The sequence below is a fragment of the Azospirillum oryzae genome, from assembly GCF_900177515.1.
GTDB classification, from domain to species: domain Bacteria; phylum Pseudomonadota; class Alphaproteobacteria; order Azospirillales; family Azospirillaceae; genus Azospirillum; species Azospirillum oryzae_A.
Genome location: NZ_FXAK01000009.1, coordinates 422,011 through 442,912 on the forward strand (window position 1 = coordinate 422,011; position 20,902 = coordinate 442,912).

17 protein-coding genes and 1 pseudogene are annotated in these 20,902 nt (G+C 66.9%); 7 read left to right on the forward strand and 11 right to left on the reverse strand.

All coding sequences use genetic code 11. The annotated features are described in order from the left end of the window. Positions 1-35 precede the first annotated feature (35 nt). A pseudogene (locus B9N97_RS36590) lies at positions 36-774 on the forward strand (transposase); the annotation flags it as partial. 166 nt (positions 775-940) lie between these two features. Here B9N97_RS36590 and B9N97_RS30380 read toward each other — a convergent pair. From B9N97_RS30380 to B9N97_RS30415, 8 genes are read right to left on the reverse strand one after another with little or no spacing between them, the layout of a single operon-like run. Next, the gene (locus tag B9N97_RS30380; RefSeq protein WP_085091544.1) at positions 941-1,795 is read right to left on the reverse strand and encodes an alpha/beta fold hydrolase; all 855 of its coding nucleotides are present in this window, start codon (positions 1,793-1,795) and stop codon (positions 941-943) included. After that, positions 1,782-2,426, reverse strand: a complete 645-nt coding sequence (locus tag B9N97_RS30385; RefSeq protein WP_085091545.1) for a polysaccharide deacetylase family protein — start codon at positions 2,424-2,426, stop codon at positions 1,782-1,784. The genes B9N97_RS30380 and B9N97_RS30385 overlap by 14 nt, the downstream gene beginning before the upstream one ends. A gap of 19 nt (positions 2,427-2,445) precedes the next feature. Then, positions 2,446-3,267 carry an ABC transporter permease gene (locus B9N97_RS30390; protein WP_167393425.1) on the reverse strand — a complete coding sequence of 274 codons (822 nt, stop codon included), beginning with the start codon at positions 3,265-3,267 and terminating at the stop codon, positions 2,446-2,448. Further along, a complete protein-coding gene (locus B9N97_RS30395) occupies positions 3,264-4,103 on the reverse strand; it encodes an ABC transporter ATP-binding protein (protein WP_085091808.1) in 840 nt (279 codons plus the stop codon). Before B9N97_RS30395 ends, B9N97_RS30390 begins: the two co-directional genes overlap by 4 nt. 14 nt (positions 4,104-4,117) lie before the next feature. After that, the gene (locus tag B9N97_RS30400) at positions 4,118-4,870 is read right to left on the reverse strand and encodes an ABC transporter permease (RefSeq protein WP_085091547.1); all 753 of its coding nucleotides are present in this window, start codon (positions 4,868-4,870) and stop codon (positions 4,118-4,120) included. An 8-nt stretch (positions 4,871-4,878) separates the two neighbouring features. Further along, positions 4,879-5,850 carry an ABC transporter substrate-binding protein gene (locus tag B9N97_RS30405; RefSeq protein WP_167393426.1) on the reverse strand — a complete coding sequence of 324 codons (972 nt, stop codon included), beginning with the start codon at positions 5,848-5,850 and terminating at the stop codon, positions 4,879-4,881. A gap of 25 nt (positions 5,851-5,875) precedes the next feature. Then, a complete protein-coding gene (locus tag B9N97_RS30410) occupies positions 5,876-7,036 on the reverse strand; it encodes a CaiB/BaiF CoA transferase family protein (protein ID WP_085091549.1) in 1,161 nt (386 codons plus the stop codon). 5 nt (positions 7,037-7,041) lie between these two features. Further along, positions 7,042-7,854 carry a citryl-CoA lyase gene (locus tag B9N97_RS30415; RefSeq protein ID WP_085091550.1) on the reverse strand — a complete coding sequence of 271 codons (813 nt, stop codon included), beginning with the start codon at positions 7,852-7,854 and terminating at the stop codon, positions 7,042-7,044. A gap of 244 nt (positions 7,855-8,098) precedes the next feature. Here B9N97_RS30415 and B9N97_RS30420 point away from each other — a divergent pair, with 244 nt between their 5' ends. Next, positions 8,099-8,905 (forward strand): IclR family transcriptional regulator domain-containing protein, encoded by an 807-nt coding sequence (locus B9N97_RS30420; protein ID WP_085091551.1) that lies wholly within the window; start codon positions 8,099-8,101, stop codon positions 8,903-8,905. Positions 8,906-10,132: 1,227 nt separating this feature from the next. Here the strand turns inward: B9N97_RS30420 and B9N97_RS30425 are convergent. The 3 genes from B9N97_RS30425 to B9N97_RS30435 all read right to left on the reverse strand — a co-directional run bounded on the left by B9N97_RS30425 (position 10,133) and on the right by B9N97_RS30435 (position 13,347). Further along, positions 10,133-11,584 (reverse strand): aldehyde dehydrogenase family protein, encoded by a 1,452-nt coding sequence (locus B9N97_RS30425; RefSeq protein ID WP_208621314.1) that lies wholly within the window; start codon positions 11,582-11,584, stop codon positions 10,133-10,135. A 129-nt stretch (positions 11,585-11,713) separates the two neighbouring features. After that, the gene (locus B9N97_RS30430; protein WP_085091552.1) at positions 11,714-12,664 is read right to left on the reverse strand and encodes a LysR family transcriptional regulator; all 951 of its coding nucleotides are present in this window, start codon (positions 12,662-12,664) and stop codon (positions 11,714-11,716) included. Continuing rightward, positions 12,664-13,347, reverse strand: a complete 684-nt coding sequence (locus B9N97_RS30435) for a UbiX family flavin prenyltransferase (RefSeq protein ID WP_085091810.1) — start codon at positions 13,345-13,347, stop codon at positions 12,664-12,666. The genes B9N97_RS30430 and B9N97_RS30435 overlap by 1 nt, the downstream gene beginning before the upstream one ends. Before the next feature lie 331 nt (positions 13,348-13,678). On the opposite strand from B9N97_RS30435, the gene B9N97_RS30440 reads away from it, so the two are divergent. The 5 genes from B9N97_RS30440 (at position 13,679) to B9N97_RS30460 (ending at position 20,871) form a co-directional block, all read left to right on the forward strand. Continuing rightward, the gene (locus B9N97_RS30440) at positions 13,679-15,409 is read left to right on the forward strand and encodes a thiamine pyrophosphate-requiring protein (protein ID WP_244561017.1); all 1,731 of its coding nucleotides are present in this window, start codon (positions 13,679-13,681) and stop codon (positions 15,407-15,409) included. After that, positions 15,409-16,695 carry an alpha-hydroxy acid oxidase gene (locus tag B9N97_RS30445; RefSeq protein WP_244561018.1) on the forward strand — a complete coding sequence of 429 codons (1,287 nt, stop codon included), beginning with the start codon at positions 15,409-15,411 and terminating at the stop codon, positions 16,693-16,695. The genes B9N97_RS30440 and B9N97_RS30445 overlap by 1 nt, the downstream gene beginning before the upstream one ends. A gap of 123 nt (positions 16,696-16,818) precedes the next feature. Next, complete coding sequence (locus tag B9N97_RS30450; protein WP_085091554.1) at positions 16,819-18,225, forward strand: sodium:solute symporter family protein; 1,407 nt, start codon at positions 16,819-16,821, stop codon at positions 18,223-18,225. Between the two features lie 62 nt (positions 18,226-18,287). Beyond that, positions 18,288-19,730, forward strand: coding sequence for a UbiD family decarboxylase (locus B9N97_RS30455; protein ID WP_244561019.1), 1,443 nt, complete (start codon positions 18,288-18,290; stop codon positions 19,728-19,730). 265 nt (positions 19,731-19,995) lie between these two features. Then, positions 19,996-20,871: an AraC family transcriptional regulator gene (locus B9N97_RS30460; protein WP_085091555.1), complete on the forward strand. Its 876-nt coding sequence runs from the start codon at positions 19,996-19,998 to the stop codon at positions 20,869-20,871. The last annotated feature ends 31 nt before the right edge of the window (positions 20,872-20,902 follow it).

A 20,902-nucleotide genomic window follows, 5' to 3' on the forward strand; every position in this document is an offset into this window, starting at 1 on the left:
GGCCGGACGTCTTTGCGCGGCTTGTTCCGACGAGGATGCCGATGAGGCGTTCGAGCGGGCACCAAGAGATCCTAAAGGGCCGTTATCGGATTGAGAATTGGGCGGCTTCTGACGCTGCACTATGCAGATGCGGCGACCCGAAGGCCTGGGTGGCGCCGGAGGCGCGATCTCCGCGTGGACGTCCCCCACCACGAAACGGCGCGGTTGGCTCCGCCGTTATACAGAACTTATGTTCAAGGGCGGATTGATGCGGCGCTTTGCGTTCGGCCGGCCGTGGCGGCAAACCGAAGGTTTGTCGGGCACCCTCATGCACCTGCTCGGCCTGGACCGGTCGGTTCCGGATCACACGACGGTTGACCGGCGCAGCCCCAATCTCGCGGTTGCACCGGCCTCAGCAACGACGGAGGGACCCATCATGGCAGTCATCGATTGCACCGGGCCGAAGGTGGTCGGCAAGGGGGGTGACACCAGGAACATACGGCGGCACGATACGCCGCAGCCGGAGAAAACTTCATCTGGCCGCCGATCCCGATACAGGCGTGGGCCTCGCATCGGAGTTGACGGGTATTGAGGATGGGGACGCCTCGGTGGTCGTTCCGTTGCTTGATTGGATCAAGCGTCCGGTTGGCACGGTCCTGGTGGAGAGAGCGTACGATAACAAACCCGTCTATCGTGCCATTGCCGAACGTGGTCTGGATTTCGAGGTGATTATTCCCACTGCGCGCCACCACAGTGGTGAGCGACGCTGCCGACACGGTTCCTTTCCGGCGCGACTCGCGGTAGGTCGCCTGATCGCCTGCGCATCAAAGCGGGGTCCGTCCCTCCCGCCGCCACTCAATTGTCAGCCCGATGATGGCTCTGCGGGACCTATGGTGGCTCGCATCCGCCTTGTAGGGCATCCGGTTCACGACACCAGTGGCGGTTGCTTTCTCACAGATCCTCACAGGCAGTCGTCGGCGAAGGCTGCCAGATCAGCATCGAACCGGCTGGACGCCTCCCAGAACGGCATGTGGCCGACGTCCGGGTAGAGGCGAAGTTCGGCGTGCCCGGCCTGCCGGATGGTATGCTCCGCCATGGCCGGGCGGATCACCGCATCATCTTCGCCATGGATCGCCAGCACGGGGACGCGCAGCCCGCTCAGAGTGGCGTCGTAGTCGGCCGGCCGCCCCACCAGGGCGCGCCTCACCTCCCGCGGCGTCAGTGCGGTATGGCTCCGCATCGCCTCCGCCTCCTCCGCGGGCAGCGGTCGGCGGGTGCAGCGATCGATGAAGTCCGCGGCTGCGGCATCCGCTATTGCCCGGTCCTCGTGCCCCATCGCCGCCATCAGGGCGGCGGCTGGTCCGACGCAAACAGGGGCGAGCGTGCTGGTGGCGCCGACCATGACAAGGCCGCCGACCGCTCCGTCACCGTGACGCGTCAAATAATCCAGCACAATTCTCCCAGCATAGGACCATGCGACGAGGATGGGCCGTTGGAGCCCCATACCGTCGATCACCGTCCGAACCTCGTCTGCCCACAGCACCGGATCGCGGTAGGCGGCGGCCTCTGCCGGTTTGCCGGACCCTCCATGGCCGCGGTTGTCGTATGTCACCAGCCGGAGCCGCCCGGCCAGCATCCCGGCGGTCTGCCGCCGCCAGCATCGGTGCGACTGCGAAAAGCCGTGGATCAGCAGCACGTCCCGTCCGCTCGATGGACGGCGCCAATCCTGCACCGCCAGCCTGACCCCGTCGGGGGTCGTCAGGTCGACGGTGCGGCCGGCAGCGGCAGGGTCCGCCACCCCGTCACGCGGCGACATAGCGCTCCACCGGGCCGACGATCCGGCCGCCGACGATGGGGACGCAGTCGGGCGGGAACTTCTGGACCACGGTCATGTCGCGCTGCGCCAGTTCGCCCAGGAAGCAGTCGAGCGAGTCCATCGCACCAGTGTCGATGTCGTGCAGCACGACCAGAGGCCAGCTTTGCTGTTCGCACATGTCCAGCGCACGGTCGACCCAGCCCTTGGGGTCGTCCCAGTCCCGCGGAACCGCGTTCCACAGCACGCAGGTGTAGCCACCGGCCACCAGATAGTCGAGCGCCTGGCGGTTGAACAGCGTGTCGTTCAGCGCGCCCAGCGCGCCGGACGGGCGGAACAGCGGCGCTGGCTCCGACAACGTGCCGATCAGATCCTGCGCCTTGCCGATCTCCCAGGCGGGCAGGTCCGGGTTGGCGCTCATGCCCAGCGGCATGATATGGCTGTAGGTGTGGTTGCCGATGAGGTGCCCTTCCGCCCGCGCACGCGCACACAGCGCGCGGCGTCCGGGATCGCGCAGCCGCTCACCGACCACGAAGAAGGTGGTGGTCACGCCGTGGCGGGCCAGCACGTCCAGCACCTGCGGGGTGGTGTCCGGATCGGGACCATTGTCGAAGCTCAATGTGACTTTCTTCATCGCGCTGGCCTCTCCTTGCTCACGGCGCATCCGCCGGACGGCGCGCCGCCTTGTTCCTGACGCCTCCGGTCCATCGTCTCTCGATGGCCTGCACCGCAAGGTCGAACCCGATGGCCAGCGCCAGGATCAGGATGATGGCGGCGAAGACGCCGGAACTGTTGAGTTGAGTGCGGTACTTGGACAGCAGGAAACCGATGCCGGCACTTGACATCATCATCTCGGCGACCACCACCCCGACGATCACCAGCGCTCCGCCGAGCCGGAACGAGGCCAGTACGGTGGGGACGGACGCCGGAAGGGTGACCCACAGGATCTGCTGGAGGCGCGTCGCCCCCATGCTGCGGGCAGCCTGGGTGAGTTGGCGATCGATCGTCTGCGCGCCGGCCGCGGTCCCCAGCACCGTCGGCAGCAGTCCATAGACGCTGGCGAACACCACCTTGGAAGCCGAGCCGATGCCGAACCACGCCGTGAACAGCGGATAGAGCACCACCAGCGGCACCGCGAACAGCGCCGACACCACCGGCAGGAGCGCCTTGCGTACGGTCAAGGTGCTGCCGACCCACAGGCCGAAGAGGATGCCGAAGCCGCAGGCGAAGACCAGCGCCATACCGACCTCCTGCAGCGTTACCAGCATCTGGACTGCGAAGTCGCCCGAATGCGCCATCAGCATTGCCAGCGTGCTGCTGAGTGACGGCAGGAACAGGCGCGGCACCAGCCCGAGCTGCGGCACGATTTCCCAGGCGACGATCACCGCGGCGATGATGGCGTAGCGGCAGATCCGGGCCTTGGTCTCCAGGCTTATCCCGACGGACGCTCCGCTTCCGCGCGGGACGTGCGTCACGCTTTGATCATATGCCATATCGCCTCACGCAGGTCTGCGAACCGGGGTTGCGCCATCATGTCGAGCGACCGCGGACGCGGCAGGTCGATGGCCACGCGATCAAGGATGCGGCCGGGACGTCCGGACAGTACCAGCACCTCGTCGGACAGGTAGATCGCCTCACTCAGCCCGTGGGTGACGAAGACGATGGTCTTGCGCGCCTTCTCCCAGATGCGCAGCAGCTCGTCGCCCATGGTGATGCGGGTCTGCTCGTCCAGCGCGGCGAAGGGCTCGTCCATCAGCAGGATCGGCGGATCCTGGACGAGACCGCGGGCGATGGAAACGCGCTGCTTCATGCCGCCGGACAGCTCGTGCGGCAGGCTGTCGGCGAACCGTTCCAGCCCGACCAGCGCCAGCGCCTCCTCGGCCTTCTCGCGCCGGACGGCCTTGGCGACGCCCCGCAGGAACAGCGGGAACTCGACGTTGCGGCGGGCAGTCAGCCAGGGGAACAGGCTGGCGTCCTGGAAGACGACGCCGACGCGGGTCGGGTCGGGCTTGACCAGAGGCCGGCCGCCGACGGCGATCCTGCCCTCGCTCGGCGTCAGCAGGCCGGCCAGCATCATCAGCAGCGAGGACTTGCCGCAGCCGCTCGGCCCGACGATGGAGATGAAGCGGCCGGCGGAGACATTAAAGGCGATATCCTGCAGCGCCTGCGTTGTCTTGCCGTTGACGCTGTAGGTGTGGTTGAGGTCGCGGACGTCCAGCGTCTTGCCTGCGTCGGCCGCAGGGTGGTCGGGCCCGACCACCGACATGGTGGTGCCGTGCCGTTTCCGGATGGAGGCCGTGGCTTGTGTCATGCGGGGCATCACAGTCAGTTCCTCCAGTGTTCGCACTTGGCTTCCAGGTAGCGGATCGCCTCGTTGAAGCTGATTGCCAGGACCGAGACGAAGAGCACCATCGCCAGCAGCTCCTTGATCTGAAACCCGAGGCCCCAGACGCCGATGGCATTGCCGATTCCCTCGCGGGAGGCATACATCTCGGCCAGCAGGATGCCGGTGAAGTTGAAGATCATCGCCACCCGCACCGCCTCCAGCAGAACCGGCGTCATGCTCGGCAGATACACGAAGAGAATCTTCTGCATGGTCGAGGCGTCGAGGGAGCGGGCGACGCGCAACTGGTCCTCGCGCACCGACTCCACCGCCGAGAAGGTTGTCATCATCACGATAAAGACGGTGGAGAAGACGCCGAAGGCGACCTTCTGCCAGAAGGCAATGCCGAGAATCAGGATGAAGATCGGCAGGAAGATCGATTTTGGGATGCTGAACACGAAGAAGATTAGCGGCTTGAAGATCAGTGAGGCGAACCGGCTCTCCTGCACCAGCACCCCCAGCAGGGCGCCGACGGGCAGAGCGATGGCGAAGGCCGTCAACGTTTCCAGCAGGGTGAGCTGGACCTGCTGCCAGAAGGTCGCCGTTGCCGCCATGGCGCCCAGCGCCGCGACGACGTCGGAGAAGGGCGGCAGCAACCGCCCGTCCATCCAGCCCAACCGGGGCGCCGCCTCCCACAGGGCCAGGAAGACGGCTCCCGCCGCTCCGTAACCCAACACCGCGTCGCGCGTCGCCATCTCTGGCCTCAGCGCGCGATTGCGACGGGCGTGAAGGAGCTGTCGAACAGCACCGCCGCATCCAGCTCCTTCTTACCGTTGGCGTAGAGGTTCAACGTCTCCTGAACCAGTTCCCTGGTCATCGCGCCGTCGTCGGACAGATGACCGAAGGTGTTGGTGTATTCCTGCTTGGCGACCTCGACCGAGATGCCGTCGTATTTGGCGAGCTGCGGAATGACCGCGTCGGGATTGCCCTTGATGTAGGCGACCCCTTCGAACAGGGCGGTCAGCGCTCGCTTCAACGCATCCTTGTGCTTGGCGGCATACTCGTCGTCGGCTGCCCAGCCGGCCTCGAGATGGGGCGGCATCACGTCACTGAAGTCGGTCAGCACGCGACCGTTGCCGTCGAGCGCGACCTGGTAGCTGAGCGGCGGATAGATGATGACGGCGTCCAGGTTGCCGCTGATCAGGTTGGGGACGAGGCCGGCACCGCCGACCGGAATGGCAATGAAGTCAATGCCGTACTTCTTTTTTACCCAGCTTGCCAGCAGGTCGGTGTTGGAACCGGCCGACGTTATGCCGACCTTGTGCTTTGCCAGGTCGGCGACGGTCTTGATGCCGCTCTTGGGCGGCACCATGATCTGCCAGCCGAAATTCCGGGTCGCCAGCATGGCGACCATCTTGACGTTCACTCCCGCCTCGCGTCCCTCGCCGACGATGCTGGGATTGCTCGACATCAGGTCGGCGGCACCGGCGGCGATGGCGGTCAGGGCTTCCGAGCCGCTCTGGTAGACGGTCAGTTCGGCTTTGATGTCGTGCTTCGTGAAGATGCCCTGCTGCTGTGTGATTTCCGCGACGAAGGAGGGAAACCACGCCTTGGTGGACAGGCCGATGCGGATCGTGTCCGCCGCATGGCCGGTGCCGGCCGTCAGTGCCGTCGTCGCCACCGCCGCCAGCAGGGCGAGGCCGGTTTTGCGGAACGCCTTGAAGCCCATTTTCATCTCGTTATCCTCCCGTTCTTGGTGTTCAGGCTGCCGGCCAACGGCTTGACGCGCCGGAGGCATGATGTGCGCGGATGGCCGCGCCATGTTCGTCGAGTGTGGGAGGCGGCAGGACCTGGAGGTCCGGTTCGCCGTCAACGGTGTAGGGAGGGCGCACGGTGCGGAAACGGCCCATCACCGGATGCTCGGCCTCCACCGCCAGCCGGAGGTGAAGTGCCTGCGGATCCTCCAGCGCCTCGTCGGAGTCATAGGCGGCGGAATGGGGGACGCCGAGCGTCTCCAGCGTCGCGCACCATTCGTCGCGCGGCTTGGCGGCGAACAGCGGCGCCATGATATCGATCAGCGCGTCCTGGTTCGCGATGCGGGCCGGGCGTTCGGCGAAGCGCGGATCCTCGCGCAGGTCTGGCCGCCCCACCGCATCGGTCAGTCCCTCCCAGAACTTGACGGGAGAGGAGAGATGGATCGCCAGCCAGCGGTCATCGGCGCAGGCGAAGGTGTAGGACTGCGACACCTTTGGCCGGCTGAGCGGTCCCATCACCTCGCCGGCGCTGAAGTAGTGGGTGAAGCTGTCCAGGTTGAAATGGGTCATCGCTTCCAGCATGGAGATGTCGATCACCCGTCCCTGCCCGGTTGCGGCCCGCTGCAGCAGCGCCGCCATGATGCCGAGGGCGGCATACTGGCCGGTCACCGCGTCGGCGATGGCCGGGCCGATGACGCGCGGCCGATCGGGCGGCGTCAGCAGGCGAAGGTATCCGGCTGCGGCCTGGGCCACAGTGTCGAAGGCCGGACGGTCGCGATATGGGCCGGTGCGGCCGAAGCCGGAGATGGCGCAATAGACCAGCCGCGGGTTGGCGGCGCGGAGCTGCTCGGGTCCGAAGCCCATGCGCTCGGCCACCCCGGGCCGGAAATTCTGGATGAAGACGTCGGCCTCGGCGATCAGCCCGTCGAAAACCGCTCGGTCCCCCGGCTCCTGCAGGTCGAGCGCAATGGACCGCTTGTTCCGGTTGTAGGTCTGGAAATGCGGGGAGTAGAGGCCGCCCTTGAAGGCTCGGAACGGGTCGCCTTCCCCCGGCCGCTCCACCTTGATGACATCGGCACCGAGGTCGGCAAGGTGCATGCCGGCGGCCGGGCCGGTGATGTAAGTCCCCATCTCCACGACACGGATGGCGGCGAGCATTTTGGTCATCGTCGTCACTCCGTCTTGCGGCCGGCCGGGGAGGCTGGGCGGCCGTCGTAACCAATCGCCATGTCGGCCTGGTGGGACATGATGAAGCCGATGGGACGCCGCGCCTCCTCGAACAGATGGGCGACGAGGCCGGCGCAGCGTGCCAGCAGCGGAATGCCCTTCATCGCCTCCAGTGGCCAGCCGGCGTCCAGCATCACCGCCGGAATGGCGCCCGACACGTTCATTGGCAGCGGGCGCTTGAATATGTCAGCCCCCAGCGCGTCGAGCGTCTTCAGGACGGCGACATGCACGCCGGCGATGCCGGCCTCCTCGGCAATCGAGATCAGCCGGTGGGCGCGCGGATCGCCGCCACTGTGCTGCGGGTGCCCAAGTCCGGGAACCTTGCGTCGTGACGCTTTCATCGCTTCCAGGTTGCGCGCGCAGACCGCCGCCATGTCGGCGCCGGAGGCCTCGGTCTCCTGCGCCAGTTCGGCTAGGTAGCGTCCGGCCACTTCCGAACTGCCGGCGACCACGCTGCCCATGCCGAGCAGGCCGGCGGCCATCGCTCCTTGCCAAGCCTCGGGTGCGGCGGCGAGCGTCATGCGCGCCGCCTGCACGCTGGGCACCAGTCCATGCTCGGCAAGCGAGACCAGACAGGCGTTCGTCACCATGCGCTGCGCCGCATTCGGCCGGTCGCCGGTCACCAGAAGCCAGAAATGGTCGACGAAATCGACGGCACCGATCAGCTCTGAGCAGAGGTCGAAGCCACGGACGGTGATGCTGTCGGCATCGGACGTTGCGATGGCGGTGACCGCATTGTCCTGCTTTCCAATTCTCAACGATCAGCTCCCGGACAATTTTTTCTCATAGCGAAAATTCTTTCGCTTATCGACAAGGGAGTCAAGAAGAATGATTGCGAGACGAACGAATTATCGCCTCTCTGCGGCACTCTCTGGCAAAGCAGAGCGTCCGGTTCGACATTTCGGAATGCGAAAAATCTTGATCGTAAATGTTCGGCGGCGTTAGCCTCCGCCCTCGTGTCTGATTGCGCCGGTGACGAGCGCGGACGCGCAATAGGCGAGGATGGATTTGGACGATTCGGAAAAACCCGTAGAGTTCGTCGAAGGGCTCGCCAAAGGCTTGGCGGTCATTGAGGCATTCGACGCCGATCATGGCGAGATGACGCTAAGCGAGGTGGCGCGCCGGATCGATGCATCACCGTCCTCGGCGCGGCGCTCCCTGCTGACGCTGATGGCGCTCGGTTATGTCGGGCAGAAGAACAAGCGATTTCACCTGCGGCCGAAGGTGATGGCGCTGGGTTCGGCATACTATGTCTCGGCCCGCATCGAAGAACTGCTGAAGCCCGAGTTGAAGCGTATGGTCGACACTTACGGCGATGCGTCTTCTGTCGGGACGCTGGACGGTACGGACGTGATCTACATCGCGCACGTCTCGGTCCAGCATGCCCGCCGCGCAACCGCGGTAATCGGCGCCCGCTATCCGGCGCACGCCACCTCGCTGGGCCGCGTGCTGCTATCCGGACTGTCGGACACGGCATTGGACGCCTATCTGGATAAGATGACGCCCCAGGCTTTGACCCGCCACACCGTCACCGACAAGAACGCTCTACGCACCATAATCCTGCAAGCCCGTGCCGACGGCTACGCAACGACCGTCGACCAGCTCGACTACGGCATTACGGCGCTAGCCGTGCCGATCCACGGGACAAGCAACGAGGTCGTCGCAGCGGTGAATTCCTCCGGCTATACAGGGCTACTGACGCCACAGACGCTGGTCGATGAGCGGCTGTTCGCTCTACGCGCGGCGGCGACGGCGATCTCGGCCACCATCGCCCGCTACCCGGTCCTTTCGGCGGCGATCGGCCCATAGCCGGCGAGGCTGCGGCGTGTCCCGAACCCCCTCGTAGTCATGGTCATGCGACTTTGGGGCACCGTCAACTTCTCGGCGACCGGGCAAAGTGAGAACCTGTTCGCAGCAGGCGCGTCCCATCCGGCTTTAGCCGGGATGCTACTTTGAGCTGAGCAAGGGTGTTGCGGCAGGGGCGTGATCCGGTCGGTCTGCCGCCCTCGATGTCACCGCTTGGACTCGCATTCTATGGGCACTGCCATTCGTCCCGCAAGCACCACCCCAGCCTCCTGGGACGCGTTCTCGGATGCCGATGCCTTTGTCGAGGAGGTGCTTGTTCGGGCTGACGGCGATGGCGAGTGACGGCACTCGTCCAGCCCGCACCGGGCCCAAAGATCCTCTCACCGGAGCGGCGCTGCGCAAGGCGATTTTGGCGATTTGGTGCGTATGCTTCTGCAGCATGTGATGGCGCGCCATCGAGCAGCTCACCGGCATCCCGTTCGGCACGTTGTAAACTCTGTTTGCCTGCTGGACCCGGCTCGGGCTGTGGCGCCGTCTGCACGACCGGCTGCGCCGGACGTGGCGTCTGGCCTGCAGCGATAGGAAAGGACCTTTCCTGTTCTGCATTCCCTCGTGTAGCGGCACCGGCGAGTAGATGAATATAGGAGGCAATTCGGCGTTTCGTGAAGCGACGCACCTGGAAACCAATACGATGGGCGTCGGCTTCGGTGAGCATGCAGAGACGGCCTGCGCGGGCTGCTGCCTGGTCAAACACTCTGTACAGGCGGCCAAATGATCATTTCCTCAAACCTGATCAAACTGTACAAAGGGGCGTTTCGACCTTCGGCCCGGAGCGTCCCTATAGCCCTGATCGACTACCTCCGTGTCTCCACCGAGGGTCAAGCGGCCTTCAGCTCGACGAGCTGAAGGACACCGGCTGCGGGGTTGATCTTCGATGTGAAGGCATCGGAGGCCAGCCGGTCGCGGCCGGATCTCGTCAAGGCAGTCGACCGTATGTAGCGTGGCAACATCCTCGTGGTTGCCCGCACCGACCGACTGGCCCGTTCGCTTTCCCACCTGCTGGAGGTGATCGAGGGGCTGGAGACAGAGCTTGGCCTCCTTTCCGGACAGTTTTGCGGCCGGAATATGCGTGGTTCCGGTTCATTTTATGCTGTCAACTGGATCCAGGCCGGCGTGCTCACACAGGCCTCCACCAAGGGCGCGAGAGCCACCGAACCGGGGAAAGATCAATCAGCCGATGGTTCCCACCGTCTGGCAAATGTGCTTCAGCTCTGTGAAATCGGCGAAGGCATCATAGCCATGCAACCGGCCCAACCCGCTTTGCCGGTAGCCGCCGGTTTCCGCCTCGGCGAACAGGCGGTTGTGGTCGTTGATCCAGACGGTTCCGTTGCGCAACGCCCGGGCCATGCGCAGCGCTCGGGCGCCGTCGCGGGTCCAGACGCTGGCCGACAAGCCGAACACGGTGTTGTTGGCCTTGGCCACTGCCTCCGCCTCGGTCTCGAAACGCTCCAGCACAAGGAAGGGGCCGAAGATCTCGTCTTGGCAGAAGAAGGCGGACGGGTCGTCGTGCGCCACCAGCGACGGGGTGAGGAACGACGCGGCGGCCGGGGAGTCCGTCGGCACGCCGCCGCGCAGCAGCACCTCGTCACAGGTATCGAAGGCCCGTTCGACCTGGGTCTGCACCTGGTCACGCGCCGGCCGGTCGATCAGCGGTCCCATCCGTATCGCCGGATCGAGGCCGTTCCCTACCGTCATGGCAGCCAGCGCCGCCCGCAAATGCGTCTTCATCGCGTCAAAAGCCGAGGCATGGACCAGCACCCGGCGGGCAGCGGTGCATTGCTGGCCGGAGATGATGGTGGCGGCAGTGGCGATGCGCGCCGCGGTCTCCGCCGGATCGGCGTCGGGGAAGACGACGCAGCAGCTCTTGCCCCCCAGTTCCAGAGACAGCTTCTTCATAGTGTCCGCTGCCGCGACCATGATGCGCTTGCCGGTGGCGGTCGAGCCGGTGAAGCTGACCACATCGACCAGCGGTGAGTCGACCAGCCGGGCGGCGGCGGCATGGCCGGTCTCGCTGACCATGTTGCAGACGCCGCGGGGCAGGCCGGGGACCTCGGACAGGGCGCGCAGGAAGGCGGCGGTCAGCAGGGTGGTCTGCGCCGCCGGCTTGACCACGACGGTGCAGCCGCAGGCCAGCGCCGGGCCGATGGCTCGCGCCAGCAGCACCGCCGGCGCGTTCCACGGGATGATCAGCGCCGCCACGCCGGCCGGTTCGCGCAGCATGGTGGAGAGGACGCCCGGCTCGACCTCCAGCACATGGCCGGGGACGTGGCGGGCGAGGCCGCCATAATAGCGGATTTCCGAAATGGCACCGGCGATCTCGCCCCGCGACTGGGCGATGGCCTTGCCGTTCTCCAGCGTCAGCAGGCGGGCGAGATCCTCCGCCTCGGCGTCGAGCCTGTTGGCCCAGCCGAGCAGAACGGCTTGGCGCAGCCGCGGGTTCTGCGCCCAATCGGGACGATGGAAGGCGGCATGCGCGGCGGCGATGGCGGCCTCGGCCTCGGCGCGTCCGCCCTCGGCGGCATGGCCGACGATGCTGCCGTCGGCTGGGTTGATGCTGGCGAAGCGATCGGTGCCGGGCACCCACGCACCGTCGATCCACTGCAGGCTGTTCAGGTTGGTCACTGTTGTCCTCCCATGTCCATTGGACGTTTTCGTTGCAAGGGACGCGCGGGACCTAGGCGCCCTCTGTCCCACAGCCAGCTAATCCCCGGCGGTGGCGTCAAGGCAAATAGTCTATTCTAATCAATGGGATCACTTCGCCTGATGGCTCTCGGCGGCGGCACGGCCGGCGTCCAGATGCGCGCCGGGGTTGGCAGCCTCGATAAGGCGTTCGTTCATGGTCTCCATGAACCGGACGGCGGCGAGGCTGAGCGGCCGCCGCGGGTGATGGAGCCAGGCGAGCGTGCGCATGATCGTCGGTTCCACGATCGGGGTTGCCCGCAGGGTGCCGTCGGCCAGACCGCGATGAACGGCGATGCTGGGCAACACGGTGACCCAGTCGGTGCGCGCGACCAGTTCGGCGATGGAGATCAGGGTGTCGATCTCCAACTGGGGTTTCAGGTCGATGCCCTGCGCCTCGGCGGCCTGCTCCAGCACTGCCCGCAGCCCGTGCCGCTTGGACGGGATAACCAAGCGGAACTGCGCAAGGTCGCTGAGCCGCACCGTGTCGGGCAAGGGAGGCGGCCGGGCCGCTCCGCTGACCAGCACCATCTCCTCGTTCAGGATGTCCGTGGTTTCCAGCGCCAGCCGCTTGCGCGGCCGGTTGATCACCGCGATGTCCAGTTGGCCGGAGGTCACCTGTTCGACGAAGGTGGCGGTGTAGCCGTCGGCGACGCTCAACTCCACGCTTGGATACTGGTTGGAGAAGATCTCGATCGTCCGCGACAGCACCGATTGGGTGACCGAGGCGATCAGGCCGATAGAGACCTGGCCGGTGATGCGGCCGGCCAGATTGCTGATCTCCTGCTTGGCGGCGGCGATGTCGCGCAGGATCGGCAGGAACAGCCGGAACATGGTGCGGCCGGCCGCCGTCGGGATCATGCCCTGCGGGCTGCGCTCGAACAGCTTCTCGCCGAGTTCGGCCTCGAGCTTGGCGATCTGCATGCTCAGCGCCGGCTGCACGACGTTCAGCCGGCGCGCCGCGCGGGTCACGTTGCCTTCCTCGTACAGGCACATGAAATACTGGAGCTGGCGCAGGTCCATCAAACACTTCCGCTGGGCTGACCGGCAGGAGCCGAGCGGGGAGAGGACCGGCCGGAGCGGCGTGCGGTTTCCCCCCAGCGCCGCACCCGTCCGCTGTCCAGGTCGAACAGGTCCAGCACCCGCCCGACGGTGTGGTCGATCAGGTCGTCCAGCCCGTCCGGTTTGGCGTAGAAGGCGGGAACCGGCGGGGCGATGATCGCGCCCATCTCGGCCAGGGCGGTCATCGTGCGCAGGTGGCCGAGATGGAGCGGCGTCTCACGGACCACCAGAACCAGCCGGCGCCGCTCCTTCAGCACGACGTCGGCCGCCCGACTCAACAGACCGGTCGTGGTGCCGCAGGCGATATCGGACATGCTGCGCATCGAACAGGGCGCCACCACCATCCCCATCGTCCGGAACGACCCGGAGGAGATCGACGCCGCGATGTCGTCCGCCGGATGGGCGACACTGGCGAGCGCGCGGACCTCGGCGATCTTCCAGTCGGTCTCCATGGCGATGGTGACCTCCGCCGAGCGGGTCAGCACCAGATGCGTCTCGATCTCCAGCGCCCGCAGGGTCTGCAGCATCCGGATGCCGTACACGACACCCGACGCGCCGGAAATGCCGACGATCAGCCGCTGCGGCGCCGCGGGACATGGGCGCCCGTCCGGACCTGTGCCGTGGTGCGGCGTATCGGCGGACATCTTCATCGGTCGGCATCCTCATCCTGGTCGGTCCCGCCCGCGGGCGGGGCGCATGTGTTGCCGCCGGATTATGGTGAAACCGGATTCCCATCACAAATAATGATTGGGAATGCTGATAATCATAAAAACTGATGGCGCTACCAACGGCGGCGGAATCTTGCGGCCCCCGGGTGGGCAAAGGTCGGCAAATCCATCAGTCAGCCATGCGATCAAATCGGATGATCGGGCCGATGATTTTAAATTATTTGATTAGCGTTCCCAATTGAGCGACCTATGAAGCGGCGGAACGAGCAGCAACAATCAGCCAATGCACGTTGAGGGAGTACAATCCTTGGTCGATAGCCAATCGAATGCGAACGAAAATGGGCAATCGGAGCGGAGTGCATCGGATCTGTTCCTGGCTCAACTCTCCGCTTTCGGCGTCGATTACTTCTTCGCCAACGGCGGAACCGATTTCCCCCCGATCGCCGAGGCGTTCGCCCGGGCGGAGGAGTCCGGCACGGCCGTTCCGCGCCCCATGGTGGTCCCGCACGAGAATCTCGCGGTGTCGATGGCGCACGGGGTCTACATGACCACCGGACGGCCCCAGGCGGTCATGGTGCATGTGAATGTCGGAACCGCCAATACAGTCAACGCGGTGCTGAACGCCAGCCGCGACGAAACCCCGGTGCTGCTGTTCGCCGGCCGCTCCCCCTACAGCGAAAGCGGCCGCCACGGCACCCGCACCCGCTACATCCACTGGGCGCAGGAGATGTTCGACCAGGGCGGCATGCTGCGCGAGGCGGTCAAGTGGGATTATGAACTCCATCTGCCCGAACAAGCGGGCGACATGGTGGCGCGAGCTTGGCAAGTGGCGATGACGGCACCGCGCGGTCCGGTCTATGCGACGCTGCCGCGCGACGTGCTGGCCGACCCGATCCGCGTGTCCCGACCGGATGCCGGGCGCCGCGCCGCGCCCGCCGCTCCCCACCCGCAGCCCGACGACATCCGCACCCTGGCCGACTGGATCGCCGAGGCCGAACGTCCGCTGATCGTCACCCAGGGCGCCGGGCGCACCCAGGCCGGTTTCGACGCGCTGGCGCGCCTGGCCGAGCGTTTCGCCCTGCCGGTGGTCTCCTTCCACCCGCGCTTCCTCAACATCGCCGCTGACCATCCGATGAATCTCGGCTCGCTGCCCGGCGGGCTGCTGGCCCAGGCCGATCTGGTGATCGCGCTGGAGGCCGACGTGCCCTGGATCCCGGCGCTGGAATCGCCGCCGGCCGGCTGCCGGGTGGTGCATGTCGCGACCGATCCCGCCTACACCCGCTATCCGATGCGCAGCTTTCCCTCCGATCTCTGCGTCGCCGGCGAGACCGCCGACGTGCTGACGGCCATCGAAGCCATTCTGGATCGTCACGAGCGGCTGGACCGTAAGAGCATCGCCGCCCGCGGCCACGCGTTGCGGGCGCAGTCGCAGGCGCTGGCCGGCAAGCGGGTGTCTGCCGACACGGTGCCGTCCGACGGCCGCATCGGCCCGGAATGGCTCAGCGCCTGCATCGGTGAGGCGGTCGGTCCGGACGCGATCGTCGTCAATGAATATCCCCTGCGTCTGGACCATTGCCCCCAGACCCGCAGCGGCACCTATTTCGGTCTCAGCGCCGCCGGCGGCCTCGGCTGGGGACTGGGGGCGGCGCTAGGGGCCAAGCTGGCCAACCCGGACCGGCTGGTGGTGGCGACGCTGGGCGACGGCGCCTACATGTTCTCCAACCCGACGGCTTCCCATTGGGTCGGCGAAGCCCATGACCTGCCGGTGCTGACCATCGTCTTCAACAACCAGCTCTATGGTGCCGTGCGCAACGCCACCATGGCGATGTACAAGACCGGCGTCGCCGCACGCAGCGGCGGGCGCATGCTGGCCGACCTCAGCCCGTCGCCGGCTTTCGAAAAGCTGGTGGAGGCGAGCGGCGGCGTCGGCTTCCGGGTCGAGCGGCCGGAGGAGCTGCGCGACACCCTGCGCCGCGCGGTGGCAGTGGTGACCGAAGAGCGGCGTCAGGCGCTGGTCAACGTGCTGTGCGACTACTGATGTCGACGCGCGATCCGGCCATGGAGGCGGCGACGCCTCAAGCCTCCGCGGTGCCGTCCGTTCCGAAGCCGCAAGCGACCCCCACGGCCGGGGCCGGCTGGGGCAGCGGTGGATTGAGCAGCGAGGCGGCGCGGCTGCGCCGCCGCTTCCCCACAGTCGCCGATCTCGCGGCGCAGGCCCGGCGGCGGACTCCGCGCTTCGCCTATGATTTCGTCGCCGGCGGGGTGGGGGACGATCATGGGCTGGCGCGCAACCGCCAGGCGCTCGACGCCATCGAGATCGTGCCGCGTTATGGTGTCGATCTGCGGGGCGTATCGATCGAGACCACGCTGTTCGGCCGCGGCTATGCCCTGCCGGTCGGGGTGGCGCCGATGGGGCTGGCCGGCCTGCTGTGGCCGGACGCCGACGAGGCGATCGCCGCGGCGGCCCAGCGCGCCCGCATCCCCTATGTGATGTCGACGGTCGCCAACAGCTCGATCGAGCGCATCGCCCGCATCGCCCCGGACGTGTTCTGGTACCAGCTCTACAATGTGCCGGAAAACGACCATGCGGTGTCGCTCGACCTGATCCGCCGGGCGCAGGCGGCGGGTGCCCATGCGCTGGTGCTGACGATGGACGTGCCGGTCCGCTCCAAGCGGGTGCGCGACGTGCGCAACGGCCTCGTCGTGCCGTTCCGCCCGACCCTGCGGACGGCCTGGGAGGTGGCGCGGGCGCCGTTGTGGGCGCTGGCCATGCTACGGCGCGGCCAGCCGCGCTTCTTAAATTTCGAACCCTATCTGGGTCCGGAGGCCAGCACCGGAGATCTCGCCGGCTTCGTCTACCAGAAGATGACCGGTCCGCTGACCTGGGAGTCGGTCGCCCGGTTCCGCGACGCCTGGCGCGGTCCGCTGATCGTCAAGGGCGTCCTGCATCCGGACGATGCCGACAAGGCGGTGTCGCTGGGGGCCGACGGCATCCTGGTCTCCAACCATGGCGGCCGCCAGTTCGACGCGGCGCCGGCGGCCATCGACGCCTTGCCGCCGATCGAGGAACGGGTGCGCGGCCGTGCCACCGTCCTGGTCGACGGTTCCATGGTCTCCGGCCTCGACCTGCTGCGCGCCCGCAGGCGGGGAGCCGCTGCGGCCTTCGCCGGCCGTGCCTTCCTGATGGCCTACGCCGCCGCCGGTGCCGACGGGCTGGACCATGTCGTCCGCCTGTTCACCGAGGAGTTCCGGACCGCCCTCATCCAGAGCGGAACCCCGCTTCACGACCATATGCCATCGCACGCCGGTGCGTCCGCGCCATAGCGCGCCTGCACCGCAGCACGCCGTCGATCGGGCCGGCCGACATCGTCGGCCCCGCACGCACCCACATGCCCGCAAAAGACCCAGGCAACGGGCGGGCCTTGCCACACCGGGAGGAGATTCGCCATGGACGCCAATTGGACCGCCATGTCGCTCGCCATCGTCTACATCCTGGCGATGGGCGTCATCAGCTATGCCGCCAAGCGCTTCGCCAACACAGCGCATAATTTCACCTCCGGAGGCGCCACCTATCCGGCGCTGCTGGTGGGCTTCCTGCTGATGTCGGAGTTCATCGGCACCACCGCCAGCGTCGGCACCGCCCAGGCCGCCTACAAGTGGGGCATCTCGGCGGCGTGGAACCTCGCGGCGCTGGGCATCGGCTTCGTGTTCTACGCCTTCCTGTTCGCCCGCAAGTTCAAGGATCTGGGCGAGAACACCATTTCCGGCGTGATGGCGAAGACCTACGGCAAGGGGACGAAGCTCGCCACCAGCATCATCATGATCGCGGCGCTGCAGATCGTCGCCATCTCCGTTTATGCCAGCGGCGGCGCTGTGCTGGCCGGGCTGCTGAAGATCGACCGGGCGACCGCCATCGTCATCACCGGGATGGTCGCCGCGCTCTATGTCAGCATGGGGGGGATGCGGTCGGTCATCTACACCAACGTGATGCACGCGATCGTCAAATATATCGGTATCATCGTCGCCACCGCCTTCGCCCTGTCGCAGGTCGGCGGCATGGGGGAACTGCAGGCCCGCCTGCCGGCCGAGATGTTCGAGGTCGGCAATGCCGGCTGGCCGCAGATCTTCGCCTGGATCCTGGCGGGAACCGGCGCCGTCTTCTCCACCCAGTATGTGCTCCAGGCGATCAGCACCGTCGACAACGCCGCCAAGGCGCAGCGGGCCAGCCTCTACACCGCCCTGCTGCTGGTGCCCTTCGGGCTGGCGGCGGCGCTGTGCGGCATGTGCGCGTCGCTGATGTTCCCGAAGATCAACGCGCTCCAGGCCTTTCCGATGATCGTGTCGCAGATGGACAGCCTGATGGCGGCGGTGGTCGTCGCCGGTCTGGCCGGCTCGCTGTTCGGAACGATCTCCGCCATCAGCATCGGCACGGCGACCCTGCTCTACAAGGATTTCTACCTGCCGGCCGTCCATAAGACCGATGCGGTCACGGCCGGCGACTCCCGGGCGCTGATGTTCGTGCGGATCGCGTCGACCGCCGTCTGCCTGCTGCCGATCCCGCTCGCCATCTTCGCCCCCGACGTGCTGAAGGTCACCTTCCTGGCGAAGTCGCTACGCCTGACCCTGGCCGTGCTGGTCCTCTTCATCTTCTACGCGCCGCAGTTCGGCACGCCGAAGGGCGCCCTCACCAGCATCCTGCTGTCGCTGGTGCTGACCATCGGCTGGTATCTGGCCGGCGATCCCTACGGCATCGACAACGCCTATGTCGCCCTGGTCATCCCGCTGATCGTGATGAGCGTTAGCCACCTGCCGCGCCTGATGTCCTCCTCCCGGACGATGCGGGACGCCGCTTGAGCCAGGGCCACGCCCGCCCTCTTGCCCGCATCGTCGCACCGTCTATTCCAAGGCAGACAGCCATGAGCAACCACGCCATAGACCGTTTCCCCACCCCGCCCCCGGTGTTGTCTCCGGTCCCGGAAACGCGGAGCGCCGCCTACAGCCTGCGCGGCTGGCTCGACCGGCTGGAGGCGACCGACCGCCTGACGGTGATGCGGCCGGGCGTCGGGCTGGTGCACCAGCTCGCCGCCGCTGCCAAGCGCCTGGACGGGACGACCGCCACGCTGTTCCCCCACCCCGACGGCCATTCCGGCACGGTGGTGTCGGGCCTGGTGTCCGACCGGGCCTGGATGGCCGAGGCGCTGGGGGTGCCGGGGGACGAACTGATCGCCCATTGCCAGCGCGCCGCCGCCGAACCCCTGCCCTGGCGCGAGGTGACGGAGGCGCCGGCGCAGGAGGTCGCCCACCGCGGTGCCATCGACCTGACCCGGCTGCTGCCGATTCCGACCCACAACGAGCATGACAGCGGTCCCTACATCTCCGCCGGGCTGACCATCGCCCGCGATCCGGAGACGGGGGTGCAGAACGTCTCGATCCACCGCTGCCAGATCAATGGGCCGGATCGCATCGGCATCCTGTTGCTGCCGCGCCATACCGACCATTTCTACCGCAAGGCGGAAGCAAAGGGCGAGGCGCTGGAGATCGCGCTGGTGATCGGCGTCGATCCGGCGACGCTGCTGGCCTCCCAAGCCATCGTGCCGGTCGGCCAGGACGAGCTGGAGATCGCCGGGGCGCTACGCGGCGAGCCGCTGGACGTCGTGCGCTGCAAGACCAACCGCGTGCGCGTCCCGGCCGAGGCCGAGATCGTCATCGAAGGCCGGCTGCTGCCGCGGGTGCGCGAGGCGGAGGGGCCGTTCGGCGAGTTCCCGCAATATTACGGCGAGCGCGCCGACCGCCATGTGATCCAGGTCGACGCGGTGACTCACCGTATCCGTCCGCTCTTCCACACCATCGTCGGCGGCGGGCTGGAGCATCTGCTGCTGGGCGCCATCCCCCGCGAGGCGACGATCCTGGCGACGCTCCAGCGCAACTTCCCCAACGTGCAGGACGTCCATCTTTCGCTGGGCGGGGTCGGCCGCTACCATCTGGTGGTGAAGCTGCGGCAGACCCAGCATGGCGAGGCGAAGAACGTCCTGCTCGGCGCCTTTGCCGCCCATTACGACATCAAGCATGCGGTGGTGGTCGATCCCGACGTCGACATCCACAACGCGCGCGAGGTCGAATGGGCGGTCGCCACCCGCTTCCAGGCCGACCGCGATCTGGTGGTGGTGGGGAACAGCCAGTGTTCCAAGCTCGACCCCTCGACCGACGAGGGGCTGGGGGCGAAATGGGGCATCGACGCCACCATCCCGATCGGTTCGCCCGAGATGAAGTTCAAGCGCATCCGCGTTCCCGGCGAGGAGTCCGTCGATATCGACCGGCTGGCCGCTCCCGGCATCGACTGGCGCGCGGCGATCGAATGAGGAGCCGGCGGCGATCCTGACGGTTCCGGAGCGCCGCCGGCCCCCGCATCTCCCTCACTGGGGTCGATCCGCCGTCTTCGGGCTGCGGACCGGCCCTTCTTTTTTGAGGCCGGTCCTTTTTTGCGCTGCCGGCAGCCATGCGTGCGCCGGATCCGGTCCGATGGATCTGGTAATGGCGCCCGCCGACGATTAGCTTGTAAAGCAAACCATTGAAGATCATCCCGGCAGCCGTTGGCTGCGGGCGGGTAGGAAGGGACCGGACGCCATGTCGAAAGCGATGCGCATCCATCAGGGAAGCTTCGGCCGTGTCGCCCTGCTGGATATGGACAACGCGCTGATCCATCACGCCCATCCCCATTGCCATGTGCTGATCAAGGCGTCCGGCGCCGATACGCGCTTCGCGGTGGGGGAACAGCTCTATCCGCTGCGCGACGACACCGCGGTGCTGGTCAACAGCTGGGAGGCCCATTCCTACGCCCACCAGCCGGGCGCCCCGCGCACCGTGATCCTGGCGCTCTATATCGAGCCGCGCTGGCTCGGCGCCATGCAGCGGGAACTCAACGCCAGCGGCAATCCCGGATTCTTCGCGCAGTCCTGCGGCGAGCTGACGCCGTATATCCGCCGGCTGGCCGACCGCATGGCGGCGGAGCTGCTGTATGACGACCCGTCGGGCGAGCGGATGGAGGAGGCGCTTTTCGACCTGATGATCGCCATCATCGACCGCTTTTCCGAATGGCGGACGCTGGGTGGGACGCGCTACGCCGCACCGGCGGCCGGCGATTTTCGCATCCGGCAGGCCATCCGTTTCATGAGCGGTACGCTGGGCGAGGAATTCGACGCCGGCCGCGTCGCCGCCGCCGCCGGCCTGTCGCGCGCCCACATGTTCCGGCTGTTCCAGCAGACGATGGCGATCACCCCGGCGCTCTATTTCAACGTGCTGCGGATGGAGGCGGCCATCGACGCCATGGCCGCCGGGCTGGAAAGTGCGACCGAGGTGTCCGGCCGGCTCGGCTTTTCGGCGCCCAGCCATTTCAGCCGCTTCTTCCGCAACCACCAGGGCGTGACGCCCACCGAGTACCGCCGCGTCGTCAACCTGCTGGACCGGCCCGGTGCCGGGCGGCTGGAAGTCGGCCATGCATGAAAATGAGACGCTAGGGTAAATCGCGACACTC

Bases quoted from the DNA above. Each gene is read 5' to 3' on its own strand.
- B9N97_RS30380 (WP_085091544.1), bottom strand. From the start codon at position 1,795: ATGTCGCCGCGTGACGGGGTGGCGGACCCTGCCGCTGCCGGCCGCACC.
- B9N97_RS30385 (WP_085091545.1), bottom strand. From the start codon at position 2,426: ATGAAGAAAGTCACATTGAGCTTCGACAATGGTCCCGATCCGGACACC.
- B9N97_RS30395 (WP_085091808.1), bottom strand. From the start codon at position 4,103: ATGACACAAGCCACGGCCTCCATCCGGAAACGGCACGGCACCACCATG.
- B9N97_RS30400 (WP_085091547.1), bottom strand. From the start codon at position 4,870: ATGGCGACGCGCGACGCGGTGTTGGGTTACGGAGCGGCGGGAGCCGTC.
- B9N97_RS30405 (WP_167393426.1), bottom strand. From the start codon at position 5,850: ATGAAAATGGGCTTCAAGGCGTTCCGCAAAACCGGCCTCGCCCTGCTG.
- B9N97_RS30410 (WP_085091549.1), bottom strand. From the start codon at position 7,036: ATGACCAAAATGCTCGCCGCCATCCGTGTCGTGGAGATGGGGACTTAC.
- B9N97_RS30420 (WP_085091551.1), top strand. From the start codon at position 8,099: ATGGATTTGGACGATTCGGAAAAACCCGTAGAGTTCGTCGAAGGGCTC.
- B9N97_RS30430 (WP_085091552.1), bottom strand. From the start codon at position 12,664: ATGGACCTGCGCCAGCTCCAGTATTTCATGTGCCTGTACGAGGAAGGC.
- B9N97_RS30435 (WP_085091810.1), bottom strand. From the start codon at position 13,347: ATGTCCGCCGATACGCCGCACCACGGCACAGGTCCGGACGGGCGCCCA.
- B9N97_RS30445 (WP_244561018.1), top strand. From the start codon at position 15,409: ATGTCGACGCGCGATCCGGCCATGGAGGCGGCGACGCCTCAAGCCTCC.
- B9N97_RS30450 (WP_085091554.1), top strand. From the start codon at position 16,819: ATGGACGCCAATTGGACCGCCATGTCGCTCGCCATCGTCTACATCCTG.
- B9N97_RS30455 (WP_244561019.1), top strand. From the start codon at position 18,288: ATGAGCAACCACGCCATAGACCGTTTCCCCACCCCGCCCCCGGTGTTG.
- B9N97_RS30460 (WP_085091555.1), top strand. From the start codon at position 19,996: ATGTCGAAAGCGATGCGCATCCATCAGGGAAGCTTCGGCCGTGTCGCC.